The sequence below is a fragment of the Pontibacter ramchanderi genome, assembly GCF_002846395.1.
Taxonomy (GTDB): domain Bacteria; phylum Bacteroidota; class Bacteroidia; order Cytophagales; family Hymenobacteraceae; genus Pontibacter; species Pontibacter ramchanderi.
In genome coordinates, this window is sequence record NZ_PJMU01000002.1 from 1 (window position 1) to 13,704 (window position 13,704).

The window sequence follows — 13,704 nt, forward strand, 5'->3', positions numbered from 1 at the left end:
GCCGCCCTGCCGGCTAGCCTTGTCCCTCTCCCCCGAACCGTATGTCCGGGTTGGGAGTGCAAAGGTCGCAAAAGTTTTCTTCTCCGCAAGGGGTAACCGACAACTTTCAGCTTCCCCGCCCCCGGGTTCCGCCTAACTGCCTGACCGGCACGCCGAATAGTTTTTAAATTTCTTGCGGGTTTTTGCCTTCATTCCTCGAAAGCTTATTCTAACCTACGAAGTGAAGAGCTAAGTCATATTTTCACCTATAGTATTCTCCGCTTCTACCGTTTTTATAGATGACGGCTTTGGGTTAACATCTTTTATGGTTTCTGAAGTTCCAGCTATTTTTATTTTTATAAACTTTTTTCATACTGATTCTTCTATTCTATTTAAGAGATCAATTTTTTTCATACTCTTTCGTTCTTTTATGCTGCATATTACACTTGTAAAGAAAAAGGCTCCACCTATACTAGATGAAGCCTTTTTAATCAGTTCGAATTTTCGCTAGCTTATTCTTGCTCGCTCTCTTCTTAGGGTGCTTTTTCTATCTGGCCCTACAGATGCGATCGTAATCGGCACTTGCAGGTGTTCTTCCAGGAATGACATATAATTGTTAAAAGCTTCAGGCAAGGCATCCACTGATTCAATTTGATTCAGTTCTACTTTCCATCCTGGCAACTCTTCGTAAATTGGCTCTATATCACCTGTGTCAATTGAATGTGGCAACTGATCCGTAATCTCACCTGAGACTAGCTTGTAGTGTGTACATACTTTAATCGTATCAAATTCAGTCAACACATCCGCTTTCATCATGTTTAGTTGCGTTACTCCATTCAGCATAATAGAGTATTTCAGGCTTGGCAAGTCTACCCAACCACAACGACGTGGTCTTCCTGTTGTAGAACCAAATTCGTTGCCTGCCTTTCTGATTTGATCTCCTACTTCATCCAGCAACTCTGTAGGGAACGGCCCGCTTCCTACGCGTGTGCAGTATGCTTTGAAGATACCGTATACCTCACCAATGTGCCGTGGCGCTACGCCAAGGCCTGTGCAGGCGCCGGCAACCAGTGTAGTAGATGAAGTTACGAAAGGATATGTTCCAAAGTCTACATCTAGTAGAGAACCTTGAGCCCCTTCAGCCAACACACGCTTACCGTTTTTAAGCGCTTCGTTGATCATGTACTCGCTGTCTACTAGTTTAAGGGTGCGAAGATAGTCCACTGCTTCAAAGAAAGCCTGCTCCTGCTCTCCAAGGTCTAGGCTCTGGCCGTAGAACTCCACTGTTTTTCTATGACGCTCTACCAATTTGTTATACCGGTCCTGAAAATCATCAGCCAGAATATCGCCAATTCGCATGCCCACTCTACCAATCTTATCCTGATAGGTTGGCCCTATGCCTTTTAGCGTCGATCCGATTTTACCAGAGCCTAGCGCCTCTTCCGAAACTCTGTCCAGTATTTTATGGGAAGGCAGTATGAGTGATGCCTTCTTAGAAATAAACAGGTTCTGCGTTGCATCCACTCCCCTGTCCTGTAACTTTTGCATTTCGGTACGGAACACAATTGGGTCGAGCACTACGCCGTTGCCAATAACATTCTGAATATGCGCGTGAAAAATACCGGAGGGAATTTGATGAAGGACATGCTTGGTACCTTCGAACTCTAGTGTGTGTCCTGCATTGGGGCCTCCCTGGAAACGGGCCACAATGTCATAGGTAGGAGCCAGTACGTCGACGATTTTGCCTTTGCCTTCGTCGCCCCACTGCAGACCTATTAATATGTCAACTGCCATTTATACGTTAGTAAATTGATTCCTTTAAGAATTGCGCTGCGAAGTTATCATTTTCTGCGATGGTAAAAATGGCATTGAGCTTCGTAACGATTAAAAGTTTGCGGATGTGGTCGGATGGCTTGATCAAAACCAACTCTCCTCCCCTGTTCCGAAACTTTGTGAGCAGCGAAACAAGTACACCCATCCCGCTGCTGTCCATGAACCGGACATTTGAAAGGTCCACAGCGCACAACATGACTTTACTTTCCACGTGCTCTTCAGCAACGGCCATCAGTTTCTGGGTGTCAGGCCCTGCAATCAGGTCTCCCTCCAGCCTGATGAAAAGGACATCATCCTTTAGCTCTGTCTGATACTTCATGCGGTTGTTCGGTTGCTTTTTTGGCGCGGCAATCGCCGCACACCCCGTAAAGATTAAGGGAATGGTGCAAGATATGAAAATTTAAAAGGTCGCCCACCATGGTCTGTATATTATGAATGCGCGGGTCGCAGAACTCCACCACCTTGTGACACTCTGTACAGATTACGTGGTCGTGCTGCCGGTAGCCATACGATTTTTCGTACTGTGCCAGGTTACGGCCAAACTGGTGCTTGCTTACAAGGTCATTCTCTACCAACAGATCAAGGGTATTGTACACCGTGGCCCGGCTCACGCGGTAGTTCTTATTTTTCATGCTGATGTAGAGTGACTCCACATCGAAGTGCCCGGAGCGAGAGTAGATCTCCTCCAGGATCGCATAGCGCTCCGGTGTCTTGCGCAGGCCTTTGCTCTCCAGGTAAGCTGTGAATATCTTTTTTACTTGCTCTATTCTATTCTGCAGGTCTGTTACCATGTCGTTGCTCTCTTATATATAATAGGTATAGACACTTAGTCGAACCGTTCGACGGTGAGTACACCTGTTACCTTGCCCATGCGCTGAATCAACTTGTCCAGGTGGCTGGTATCATTTACAAAAACCATTATGTTCCCCTCAAAGATTCCATCATGCGAATCTATTGTGATGGAGCGCATATTCACACGAAGGCTGTTTGAAATGATGCGCGTTAAATCATTCACCAAACCAACGCGGTCTGTTCCTTTGATGCGTATACCTGCCAGGAAGGCCAGTTCCTTCTGATCTGTCCATTTGGCTTTGATGATGCGGTTGCCATAGTTAGACATCAGTTCCATACCTTTCTTGCAACTGGTACGGTGAATTTCGATCCCGTCTTCCTCCGTTTCAAAGCCAAACACTTCGTCGCCAGGTATAGGATTGCAGCACATGGCTACCTTATAGTTCATGTTTGAGGTGTTCTCCCCGATCACTAGCATGTCCGATGTAACACCACGAATCTTTTGTACTTCCCGATCAAAGGACTTAGGCTCGAGCATGGAGGCACCGCGCTCTGCCTGCGCAGAGAAAATGACTTCCTTGATATTTTTGATATCGATATGGCCCGTTGCGATGCGGTAGTGCAGGTCCTGCACGGTAGGCACGTTGAAAAAGGCCATCAGCTTGTTCAGATTCCCCTGCGTTTCGGGCACTTTCAGGTATAGCAAGCGGCGTTCCAGCATGGCCTTCCCCTGCTCCGACTTATATTTGCGGTCTTCGCGCAAGTACTCTTTAATGCGGGAGCGTGCCTTGGACGTCACCACATAGTCCAGCCACTCTTCGTTCGGTTTCTGCTTCTGCGATGTCAGGATCTCCACCTGGTCGCCGTTGCGTAATCTGAAACTGAGTGGCACCAGTTTTTGGTTCACCTTGGCGCCAAGGCAGTGCAGCCCAATCTCTGAATGTATCTCAAAGGCAAAGTCCAGGGCTGTGGCGCGATCGGGCAGTATGAGCAGTTCGCCTTTGGGCGTAAAAACAAATACCTCTTCCACAAACAAGTTCTTGCGGAACTCATCCATGAACTCCAGTGCGTTGGCGGTGTTATTCTCCAGCATGTCGCGCACTTTGTTTATCCACATCTCCAGGCCAGACTCTCCACCGCTACCGTCGCTCTTATACTTCCAGTGGGCAGCATAACCTCGTTCTGCGATCTCGTCCATCCGCTTGGTCCGTATCTGCACCTCTACCCACTGGCCAGACTTGCTCATGACCGTGGTGTGCAGCGACTCGTAGCCGTTGGCCTTTGGCGTGTTCACCCAGTCGCGCAGGCGGTCGGGATTTGGTTGGTAGAAGTCCGTTATAATAGAGTATACCTGCCAGCAGGCCGCCTTCTCATGCTCCAGTGGCACATCCAGTATAATGCGTATGGCAAACAGGTCGTAGATCTCGTCGAACGTGATGTTCTGCTTCTTGATCTTCTTCAGAATGGAGTAGATCGACTTTGGCCTGCCTTTGATGTTGAACTTAAAGCCATGACGGCGCAGCTCTTCTTCAATCGGAGAAATGAAATCCTTGATGAACTTACCACGAGCACTGCGCGTCTGCCGTATTTTTGTGGAGATATCTTTGTAAGTATCGGTATCGGTATACTTCAGGTATAGGTCCTCCAGCTCCGACTTGATCGCATAAAGCCCCAGGCGGTGCGCCAGTGGCGCGTACAGGTACATGGTTTCGGAAGCGATCTTGAGCTGCTTGTGGCGTGGCATGCTGTCGAGCGTACGCATGTTGTGCAGGCGGTCGGCCAGTTTGATCAAAATTACCCGCACGTCATCGGACAGGGTAAGCAGCATCTTGCGGAAGTTCTCGGCCTGCTGCGATGTACCGTAATCGAACACGCCCGATATTTTGGTCAACCCCTCGATGATCCGGGCGACACTGGTGCCGAACTCACGCTCGATTTCCTCTACCTCCATGGCCGTGTCTTCTACCACATCGTGCAGCAGGGCCGCCACAATAGAGGTAGTCCCCAGCCCGATTTCCTCTACAGCGATCTGCGCCACGGCCAGCGGATGCAGAATATAAGGTTCACCTGATTTGCGACGCATGTCCTTATGCGCCTCGACAGATGTGTTGAAAGCTTTCTTGATAATTTTGGCGTCGTTATCCTTCAAGAAAGGCTTGGCGTGCCGAAGTAACCTGCGGTAGTGTCTAAGGATCTCTTTGCGTTCTGCTTCTGGATCGATCATGTTCATGCTAAAGCTAGAAAGTATTGGGTGCTCAGGTTGGGCGAACCTGTAGCCATACTTATGCTACTATACTATAGGTATAAGTGAGGCAGTGTCGTTTTAAGTTTCAAATATACAGGAATATCCGCTTTCATGCACACAATGCCATGCGAATCGCGCAATATGTTGAGGTTGAACAACTAAGCCCAACGCCGCTGCACTATCTTGTAAAAAGGTGAAAAAATATCGGCTTTTTTTAGGCACACTGCTTGCATTTAAGTTTGGCGTTCGTAAATTTGCACCATCATTACAAACAAGCACACATGCGGATGTGGCGAAATTGGTAGACGCACTAGACTTAGGATCTAGCGCTGCGAGGCATGGGGGTTCGAGTCCCTCCATCCGCACACAAACGAAACCCTCAACAGCCCATGTTGGGGGTTTGTTTTTACTAGATGTATCATCAATAAATTTTTGTAAGCCTTGAATATTACATTAAATCAAACCGACGGCACTAACGCGCAACTGAAGGTAGTCCTGGAAGAGGCGGACTATGCTACTAAAGTTGACCAGCAAGTAAAGGAATTCAGCAAAAAAGCCCAGATCAAAGGCTTCAGACCTGGTAAAGTGCCTGCCGGCCTTATCAAGAAGATGTATGGCAAGAGCATACTCGTTGAGGCGATCAACAAACTTCTTCAGGAGGAAATCTCGAAGTATATCAAGGACAACGACGTGAAACTGCTGGGCGAGCCACTTCCGGAGCCAAGCCAGGAGAACATCGACTGGGACAACCAGAAAGACTTTGAGTTTAACTACGCAGTAGGTCTGCTGCCGGACTTTAACCTTCCGCTGGATAAAAGCGTAGAGGGTTACACTGTAGAGTTGGACCAGACAACAGTAGACGAGGCTTACGAAAACCTCAAGCGCCAGTTTGGCAAAACCACTAACCCGGAGGATTCTGAAGCAGGTGACTTTATTTATGGTGACCTGAAGCAGGTAGAGGGCGAGTTCGAGTCTAAAACGCTAATCCCTACAAACCGTGTAGTAGAAGGCAAAGATCAGTTTGTAGGTGTGAAAGCCGGCGACGTGATCCGTTTCGATATCCGTAAGGCATTTGGCGACGACAACAGTGCGCTGGCCCACGTAACTGGCCTGAGCAAAGAAGTAGTGGCTGACCTGAACGGTGAGTTCGAATTCACGGTAGAGAAAATCAACCGCACGGAGCCTGCTGAGCTGAACCAGGAGCTGTTTGACAAGCTGTTTGGCAAGGACGAGGTGAAGACCGAAGAGGAATTCGACGCCAAGATCCGTGAGACCATCAAAGAAAATTACGACCGTGAGGCAGATAACCTGCTGTACCGCAATATCATTGATACTTTGGTAGACAACGTGGACGTGGAGCTTCCTAACGAGTTCTTCAAGCGTTGGCTGCAAGTGACCAACGAAGGTCGCCTGACGACGGAACAAATCGAAGAGAACTTCGACAAGTACCTGAAGGAGCTGAAGTGGTCCATGATCAAGAACAAAGTGGTAGAAGAAAACGAGCTGAAAGTTACCAACGAAGAGGTAGTGAACAGCACGAAAGAGAAAATGTTGGCGCAATTCAACATGCCAGAAGTACCGGAAGAACTGGTAGAGAGCATGAACAACTATGCTAACCAGTATCTGCAGCAGGACAATGGCCGTAACTACATCAATGAGTACGAGCAACTGCTGGCCGAGAAGGTGCTCGCTAAACTTAAAGAAAAGATGACTGTTGTAGAGAAGACTATCTCTACAGAGGACTTCAAGAACATGTCGTTATAAGAACGATTTATAATTTTTAACCTAAAAAGTCCTTTATTATTTAAAGGACTTTTTTATTTTTGACCAAACCGTAAATCTAAACAAGATGATGTTTAACAAAGACGAGTTCCGGAAATTTGCCGTAAAGGGCCAGGGCATGAGCGGCCTGGGCGTAGATCAATATATTAGCCATGTAGAAGGCAGAGCCATGCATACCATCGAGAGTATGACACGTTCTGTAATTGAGGAACGTCCCACGAACTTCCGTGAGATCGACGTGTTCTCGCGCCTGATCATGGACCGTATTATTTTCCTGGGGACCCAAGTAGATGATTTCATCGCCAACATTATTACAGCACAGCTGCTGTTTCTGGAGTCGGCCGATGCGAAGAAAGACATCCTGCTGTACATCAATAGCCCGGGTGGCTCGGTATACGCAGGCCTCGGCATTTACGACACCATGCAGTATGTAAACCCGGATGTAGCGACGATCTGTACTGGTCTGGCTGCCTCAATGGGTGCCGTGCTGCTGGCCGGTGGTGCCAAGAACAAGCGCTCTGCCCTACCACATGCCCGTATCATGATTCACCAGCCGATGGGGGGTGCACAGGGCCAGGCTTCTGATATTGAGATCACAGCCCGTGAGATCCTGAAGCTGAAGAAAGAGCTGTACGAGATTTTGGCGGAGCACTCTGGCAAGTCGTACCAGGAGGTATACGACAACTCGGACCGTGACTACTGGATGAAAGCCGAGGAGGCGAAAGAGTACGGCCTGATTGACGAAGTACTGCACCGCAAGAAAGACTAATTCCCTTTAGAGCAACATTTGATAGCAAAGCCCATCCTATACCTAGGCATGGGCTTTGCTATTTTATTTAGCAAGAAAGAATTGCACCGTAATGGCACGAGTACCTGAAAGTTAAATTCAGCTTAAAAATTTATCAACAGGGCATTGTGGACAGCCTATCAGTATAACACAATGAATATCAGCAGTTTAATTCAAGATAAAGTAATAGCAATTTTTTAATTTATGGGTACTTTTTATAACCATATCAACATTTTAGAAATTAAAATACTACCTTAGTAAGGTTTCAATTTTGTACCTTTGCTTTTGAATTACACCCGCGAGGGCCAATAAAATCTTCTGAACAAACTTTTTTATGGCTGAAATTACCTGCTCATTTTGTGGCAAGAACAAAAAAGACGTATCTGTGATGATATCTGGTATCAACGCGCACATATGCGACCGTTGTATTGGGCAGGCACAACAGATTCTGAACGAGGAGAATAAGATACGCGCCAACAGCCGCACGCCTAAGTTTAACCTGATGAAGCCAAAGCAGATGAAGGAATACCTTGATCAGTTTGTGGTGGGCCAGGACGAAGCGAAGAAGGTAATGTCAGTAGCGGTATACAACCACTACAAGCGCCTGATGCAGCGCACTAATGAGGATGATGTGGTGATCGAGAAGTCAAACATCATCATGGTAGGTGAAACCGGTACAGGTAAAACCTACCTGGCCCGCATGATGGCAGGCATCCTGCAGGTACCGTTCTGTATAGCTGACGCCACGGTACTGACGGAGGCTGGCTACGTAGGCGAGGACGTAGAGAGCATCCTGACGCGCCTGTTGCAAGCGGCCGATTATAATGTGGAGTCCGCGGAGCGTGGCATTGTATACATCGACGAAATTGACAAGATTGCCCGTAAAAGCGATAACCCATCCATCACTCGCGACGTGAGTGGCGAAGGCGTGCAGCAAGCGCTGCTGAAACTGCTGGAAGGTACTGTTGTAAACGTACCACCACAGGGCGGACGTAAGCATCCGGAGCAGAAGATGATCACGGTGAACACCGAGAACATCCTGTTCATTTGCGGCGGAGCCTTTGTAGGTATAGACCGTCTGATCAAGAACCGCCTGAACACACGCCCGATTGGTTTCTCGAAGTCGAAGCAAGACGAGGCAGAGGAAAAAGAGAACTTCCTGAAATACCTGACAGCCCAAGACCTGAAAAACTTCGGCCTTATACCTGAGCTGATCGGTCGTCTGCCAGTGCTCACGCACCTGAACCCACTTGACAAAGAGACGCTTCGCCAGATCCTGTTGGAGCCGAAAAACTCCATTGTGAAGCAGTACAAGCGCCTGTTCGAGATGGAAAATATTAGCCTGAGCTTTGATGATGATGCGTTGGACTACATTGTAGAGAAAGCGGCTGAGTATAAGCTCGGTGCCCGCGGTCTGCGCTCGATCTGCGAAGGCATCATGACGGATGCCATGTTCGAGTTACCGTCAGAAGAGGGAGCCAAAGAACTGGTGATTACCGGAGAGTATGCCCGCGACAAATTTGACAAATCACCGCTGAAGCAGCTGCGTGTTGCCTAAGGTGTAGCAGGACTTAATAAAAAGAGAGGGCCTCAACTGAAAACAGTTGAGGCCCTCTCTTTTTAGGTACACGCCAGCTATAGCGTACTTTAATCTGTTCCTGCTACTTCTATACCTTCTCTTTCAGGTACCCTACCATCAGCTCAGCGGCTCGCTCTGCGGTACGGTACTCTCCTATTTTTTGCTTTACGAGGGCATATCCCTCCTTTTGCTTCTGTAGCGCATATTTATCAAAGAGTATGTTCTTCAACTCAGCCACGATCTTTTTGGCTGTGAAGTCCTCCTGAATCAATTCTGTTACAACAGGCCTGTCTGCGATTAGGTTGACGAGTGAGATATAAGGTACCTTGATCACCCGCTTACCGATGGCATAGGAAATCGCGCTGGTTTTGTAGCAGACCACCTGCGGTACATCAAATAGCGCCGTCTCGAGGGTAGCTGTACCAGAAGTTACCAGTGCAGCTTTTGCATGCGCCAGCAGATCATACGTCTGGTCATAGATGATCTTGATATTCGGGTCTTTGTTGTACTGCTCGTAATACTCCTTCGAAAAATTCGAGACGCCGGCCACGATAAACTGGTAATCGCGAAACGATGGAAGTACGCTCAGCATCACCTCCAGCATGTTTTCAATTTCCTGCTTGCGGCTGCCAGGCAACAGCGCAATAATGGGTTTGTTGTTATAGATGTGGTTGCGGTTTCTGAAATCGGGTGTAACCACATGATCGTTAACTGAGTCCGACACTGGGTTACCAATGTAGTCTACTTTGTAGTCGAAGCGGGCGTAGAAATCTTCCTCAAAGGGCATGATGACGAACATGCGGTCTACAAGGCGCTTGATCTTGTGCACGCGGCCTTGGTTCCAGGCCCAGATCTTGGGAGAGATATAGTAGAAAACTTTTAATCCGTGTTCTTTCGCGAATTTGGCGATCCGCATGTTGAAGCCGGCATAATCTACCAGGATGATCACATCCGGTTTAAAAGCTGTGATGTCTTCTTTACACTCACGCAAAAACCCCAGTATCTTAAAGAAATTGGCGGCAGCCTCTGCAAAGCCCATAAAAGCCATCTCCTGGTAATGCTTGACCAGGTGCATACCGGCCTCTTGCATCATATCGCCTCCCCATCCTCTTATGTCAGCATCAGGGTCTTGTTTCCGAAGCTGTTTAATTAGGTTAGAAGCGTGCAGATCGCCTGAGCGTTCGCCGGCAATAATGTAATATTTCATGTAATGTGTATGCGTTTGGGACTGCCTGACTAAGGCAGAAACGAAGAAAGCAACCGAACAGGTATAGCAGAAAGGCTATGATTGCTTATTCGCCAAAATACTCCACGTAGTTACGCGGCGTTTCATATAATTTAAGCGAGTGCAGCTTAGCACTGGAAATTTCAGCGATTTTAGGCTCCAGAATTTTCCAGAACTCTACCACCAGGTTCTCGGTGCTAGCCAATTTGTCTTCCATGAAGGCTACATCGAGGTTCAGGTTTTTGTGGTCTACCTTCTCAATGATGTTCTTGCGGATAAGGGAGCTCAGCTTTTTGAGGTCAATCACAAAACCGGTGTCGGGGTCCGGCTTTCCTTTTACGGTCACGATCAGTTCATAATTGTGCCCATGCCAGTTGGTATTCGCACACGGCCCGAACACCTCCTTATTCTTCGCCAACGACCAGTTCGGGTTGTGCAGCTTGTGGGCTGCATTGAAATGCTCTAATCTGCTTACGTAAATCATTTAACTGCTAAACTTATAATTCTTTTGGGACAGCAAATATACGAAGAAAGGAACACCAAAGAACGAAGTAATGATTCCAATTGGCAGTCCGGCAGGAGGATATAAAATACGGGACAGCAGATCGCAGAGGAGCATGAACAAACCGCCCACGAAAGCGCAGAAAAGCAGGTTACTCTTGCCGGTCGCCCCCATCAGTCCGCGGGTGACATGCGGAATGATCAGGCCGACAAAGCCGATGGGTCCGGAGGTAGCCACGGCAAAGCCCGTTACCACTGAAACGGTACCCAAAATAGCCCAGCGGGTTTGCGCCACATTCACCCCAAGTGCCTGCGCCCGGTCAGCGCCGAGCAGCAGGATATTGAGCTGTTTCTGTAGGAACGCAAAGAGCAATAGCGCCAGCAGTAAGGCCGTAGCCGGGTAAGGCAGCAGCGTCCAGCTGGCTCGTTCAAAACTGCCCATCGACCAGAAGATAACCGATTTTAATTTCCCTTCTGAATCGGACAGAAAAGTGAGTAGCCCGACAATAGCCGTTACCAGTGAGCTGATGGCTATACCTGCCAGCAGCAGTTGCGCAGGTATAAGCTGCCGCTTCCGGTAACCGAGCACCACCACAACTAACGTCACGACAAAAGCGCCTACCAGCGCAAATACTGGCGGCATGTAAAAACCTCCGATAGATACTTCTATAAATCCAAAGAACACGATGACCGCACCCAAAGAAGCCCCCGAGGCGGTGCCCAGCAGGTAAGGGTCGGCCAGTCCGTTGTTGACCATGGCCTGCATCAGGTAACCGCAAAAAGCCAACGATGCACCGACTACCAAAGCCAGCAATAGCCTGGGCAGACGCAGGTTCGTGATCGCATAATGCGTGGTGTTATCCGGGTCGTGGTGAAAAAAAGCGTTCCAAATGGTAGGCAGATCCACCTCGAATGTACCGACCTGCAGGCCCAGCGCCAGTGCCACCACGATCAGCAGGATAGCACCTATAAAGTAGAAGGCGCTTCTCATGGGTATAGGAAGCTTTCAAGTTCGCGGATCGACTCTACCACTCGCGGACTGGGCCGCTCAATGAGATTGCCGGTGGGTTGATAGATGCGCTTATTCTGGTAAGCGGCGATTTTGCGCAGCTCCGGGTATAGACTAAAAAACTCCCGCTCCAATCGCTCGATGCTCCCGCCGAGCAGCACATCCGGGTTCATTTTGAGGATATACTCACGGGTGAGCGCCGGGTAAGGCTGGTCAAATACTTCCTGCACCGCATTTTGTGCGCCGAGTATACGTAACTGATCTGTCAGGATGGTGTTCTGGCCATACACGTAAATCGGGTCGCTCCAGGTAATGGCCAGCACCCGCTGCCGCTGTGCCTGCTTGCTATACCTGCGCTCGATCGTTTGCACTTCCTGACGAAGCGAGTCGGTCAGGTAATTGGCTTGCTGTTCACGGCCCATAATACGGCCAATGTCCTCTATACCTTTCAGGATGTCTTCGACGCTTCGGTATTTCTGGTAGTACACGGGTATACCTAGCTCCTCTAGTCGGGCCGCCATGTCCAGTGGTGTTATACCTTCTACTGTAAAAATCAGGTCAGGCTTCAGAGCCAGCACCTGTTCCAGATCGACAGGGTAATTGTTCACGACCGGTTTGCTGTATACGGCATCCGGGTAGTCGCACTGTGGTGAGCGTCCGACAATGGAGGCCGTGTCGCAAACGGCAAAGAGCATTTCGGTCATGGAAGAGGCGAAGGCCATCACCCGCTCCGGCTGACGCTTCAGTCTTATCTCCCGCCCCAGGTCGTCCTGTAATACCAGCTCCTCCCCTTCCGACTCCTTTTGTCCGGAGCCACAGGCCCAGCAAATGAGCAGGAGAAAAGCCATCAAAAACTTGTTCAGGTATGGATACAAGGTATAGATCGGTTTCTGATTGAAGGAGTGAAAGCGGGTTGTACGCCTCGGCTCCGTTTATTTTCGTAAATTTAACGCAATATTACTTTACAGCCTATAAAACTGAATTATGATCGTTGTAACTGGTGCTGCCGGCTTTATTGCAAGCTGTCTTGTGAGCAGGCTCAATGCGGCTAACTTTAATGATATCGTGGTGGTGGACAACTTTTCTGTCGCCAAAAAAGAAGGGAACCTGAAAGGGAAAAAAATAAAGGAGTATGTAGACCGCGATGGTTTCTTTAAATGGCTGGACGATAACTACGAAGAAGTTGAGTTTATCTTCCACCTGGGCGCGCGCACCGATACTACCGAGTTTAACAAAGATGTATTCGACCTGCTTAACCTGAACTACTCCAAGCAGGTATGGAATGCCTGCTGCGAGTACCAGATCCCGCTGGTATACGCTTCATCGGCTGCTACCTACGGCTCAGGCACCCTTGGTTACGACGATGAAGAAGCTACTATACCTTTGCTGAAGCCGCTCAACCCATACGGCGACTCTAAAAACGACTTCGATAAGTGGGCACTGGAGCAAACGGCAAAGCCCTTCTTCTGGGCAGGACTGAAATTTTTTAACGTGTACGGCCCTAACGAGTACCACAAAGGCAAAATGGCCTCGGTTATTTTTCATGCCTATAACCAGATCAAGGAAAAAGGCAGTATGAAACTGTTCCGCTCCCACCACCCCGACTTTGCCGACGGTGAGCAAATGCGTGACTTCGTGTATGTGAAGGATGTGGTAGAGGTATGCATGTTCCTGATGCAGCACCGCAAAAACTCGGGCATCTACAATCTGGGATCTGGCAAGGCCCGTACCTTTATGGCACTGGCCATCAACACATTCGATGCCATGGGTATAGCGCCTAACATCGACTTTATGGATACGCCGGAGAACTTGCGCGACAACTACCAGTATTTCACAGAAGCGAACATGAGCAAACTGCGCTCCATTGGTTACGACCGAGAGTTCTATACCTTAGAAGAAGGTGTGAAGGATTATGTGCAGAACTACCTGATGGAGGGAAAGTATTATTAATGAGTAATGATTTAGCTGAATG

12 protein-coding genes and 1 tRNA gene are annotated in these 13,704 nt (G+C 48.6%); 5 read left to right on the plus strand and 8 right to left on the minus strand.

The window, feature by feature from the left end; translation table 11 throughout:
* Positions 1-486: 486 nt before the first annotated feature.
* Genes BD749_RS06805 through BD749_RS06820 form a run of 4 tightly spaced genes read right to left on the minus strand, consistent with a single transcriptional unit; the run spans position 487 to position 4,834 of the window.
* Entirely contained in the window at positions 487-1,773 is a 1,287-nt protein-coding gene (locus BD749_RS06805; protein ID WP_101443670.1) for an adenylosuccinate synthase, read from the minus strand.
* A gap of 7 nt (positions 1,774-1,780) precedes the next feature.
* Positions 1,781-2,131: an STAS domain-containing protein gene (locus BD749_RS06810; RefSeq protein ID WP_101443671.1), complete on the minus strand. Its 351-nt coding sequence runs from the start codon at positions 2,129-2,131 to the stop codon at positions 1,781-1,783.
* Positions 2,103-2,603, minus strand: coding sequence for a Fur family transcriptional regulator (locus BD749_RS06815; protein WP_101443672.1), 501 nt, complete (start codon positions 2,601-2,603; stop codon positions 2,103-2,105). The genes BD749_RS06810 and BD749_RS06815 overlap by 29 nt, the downstream gene beginning before the upstream one ends.
* A gap of 35 nt (positions 2,604-2,638) precedes the next feature.
* A complete protein-coding gene (locus BD749_RS06820; protein WP_101443673.1) occupies positions 2,639-4,834 on the minus strand; it encodes a RelA/SpoT family protein in 2,196 nt (731 codons plus the stop codon).
* Positions 4,835-5,132: 298 nt separating this feature from the next.
* Here BD749_RS06820 and BD749_RS06825 point away from each other — a divergent pair.
* The 4 genes from BD749_RS06825 to clpX all read left to right on the plus strand — a co-directional run bounded on the left by BD749_RS06825 (position 5,133) and on the right by clpX (position 8,976).
* A tRNA-Leu gene (locus BD749_RS06825) sits at positions 5,133-5,214 on the plus strand.
* A 76-nt stretch (positions 5,215-5,290) separates the two neighbouring features.
* On the plus strand, positions 5,291-6,613 hold the full coding sequence (gene tig / locus BD749_RS06830; protein WP_101443674.1) for a trigger factor: 1,323 nt from the start codon (positions 5,291-5,293) through the stop codon (positions 6,611-6,613).
* Positions 6,614-6,701: 88 nt separating this feature from the next.
* Entirely contained in the window at positions 6,702-7,400 is a 699-nt protein-coding gene (locus BD749_RS06835) for a ClpP family protease (protein ID WP_170871878.1), read from the plus strand.
* Positions 7,401-7,752: 352 nt separating this feature from the next.
* Complete coding sequence (clpX, locus tag BD749_RS06840) at positions 7,753-8,976, plus strand: ATP-dependent Clp protease ATP-binding subunit ClpX (protein ID WP_101443675.1); 1,224 nt, start codon at positions 7,753-7,755, stop codon at positions 8,974-8,976.
* Positions 8,977-9,085: 109 nt separating this feature from the next.
* Here clpX and lpxB read toward each other — a convergent pair whose 3' ends face one another.
* The 4 genes from lpxB to BD749_RS06860 all read right to left on the minus strand — a co-directional run bounded on the left by lpxB (position 9,086) and on the right by BD749_RS06860 (position 12,607).
* Positions 9,086-10,204 (minus strand): lipid-A-disaccharide synthase, encoded by a 1,119-nt coding sequence (lpxB, locus tag BD749_RS06845; RefSeq protein WP_101443676.1) that lies wholly within the window; start codon positions 10,202-10,204, stop codon positions 9,086-9,088.
* Positions 10,205-10,289: 85 nt separating this feature from the next.
* Positions 10,290-10,706 (minus strand): 6-pyruvoyl trahydropterin synthase family protein, encoded by a 417-nt coding sequence (locus BD749_RS06850; RefSeq protein ID WP_101443677.1) that lies wholly within the window; start codon positions 10,704-10,706, stop codon positions 10,290-10,292.
* Positions 10,707-11,714, minus strand: a complete 1,008-nt coding sequence (locus BD749_RS06855) for a FecCD family ABC transporter permease (protein WP_101443678.1) — start codon at positions 11,712-11,714, stop codon at positions 10,707-10,709.
* Positions 11,711-12,607 (minus strand): ABC transporter substrate-binding protein, encoded by an 897-nt coding sequence (locus BD749_RS06860; protein ID WP_101443679.1) that lies wholly within the window; start codon positions 12,605-12,607, stop codon positions 11,711-11,713. Before BD749_RS06860 ends, BD749_RS06855 begins: the two co-directional genes overlap by 4 nt.
* Before the next feature lie 109 nt (positions 12,608-12,716).
* On the opposite strand from BD749_RS06860, the gene rfaD reads away from it, so the two are divergent.
* Positions 12,717-13,682, plus strand: a complete 966-nt coding sequence (gene rfaD, locus BD749_RS06865; RefSeq protein WP_101443680.1) for an ADP-glyceromanno-heptose 6-epimerase — start codon at positions 12,717-12,719, stop codon at positions 13,680-13,682.
* Positions 13,683-13,704: the final 22 nt, after the last annotated feature.

What these genes read in the sequence shown, in the direction of transcription:
- BD749_RS06805 (WP_101443670.1), bottom strand. Translation starts at nt 1,773, where the DNA reads ATGGCAGTTGACATATTAATAGGTCTGCAGTGGGGCGACGAAGGCAAA.
- BD749_RS06810 (WP_101443671.1), bottom strand. Translation starts at nt 2,131, where the DNA reads ATGAAGTATCAGACAGAGCTAAAGGATGATGTCCTTTTCATCAGGCTG.
- BD749_RS06815 (WP_101443672.1), bottom strand. Translation starts at nt 2,603, where the DNA reads ATGGTAACAGACCTGCAGAATAGAATAGAGCAAGTAAAAAAGATATTC.
- BD749_RS06820 (WP_101443673.1), bottom strand. Translation starts at nt 4,834, where the DNA reads ATGAACATGATCGATCCAGAAGCAGAACGCAAAGAGATCCTTAGACAC.
- BD749_RS06835 (WP_170871878.1), top strand. Translation starts at nt 6,702, where the DNA reads ATGTTTAACAAAGACGAGTTCCGGAAATTTGCCGTAAAGGGCCAGGGC.
- clpX (WP_101443675.1), top strand. Translation starts at nt 7,753, where the DNA reads ATGGCTGAAATTACCTGCTCATTTTGTGGCAAGAACAAAAAAGACGTA.
- lpxB (WP_101443676.1), bottom strand. Translation starts at nt 10,204, where the DNA reads ATGAAATATTACATTATTGCCGGCGAACGCTCAGGCGATCTGCACGCT.
- BD749_RS06850 (WP_101443677.1), bottom strand. Translation starts at nt 10,706, where the DNA reads ATGATTTACGTAAGCAGATTAGAGCATTTCAATGCAGCCCACAAGCTG.
- BD749_RS06855 (WP_101443678.1), bottom strand. Translation starts at nt 11,714, where the DNA reads ATGAGAAGCGCCTTCTACTTTATAGGTGCTATCCTGCTGATCGTGGTG.
- rfaD (WP_101443680.1), top strand. Translation starts at nt 12,717, where the DNA reads ATGATCGTTGTAACTGGTGCTGCCGGCTTTATTGCAAGCTGTCTTGTG.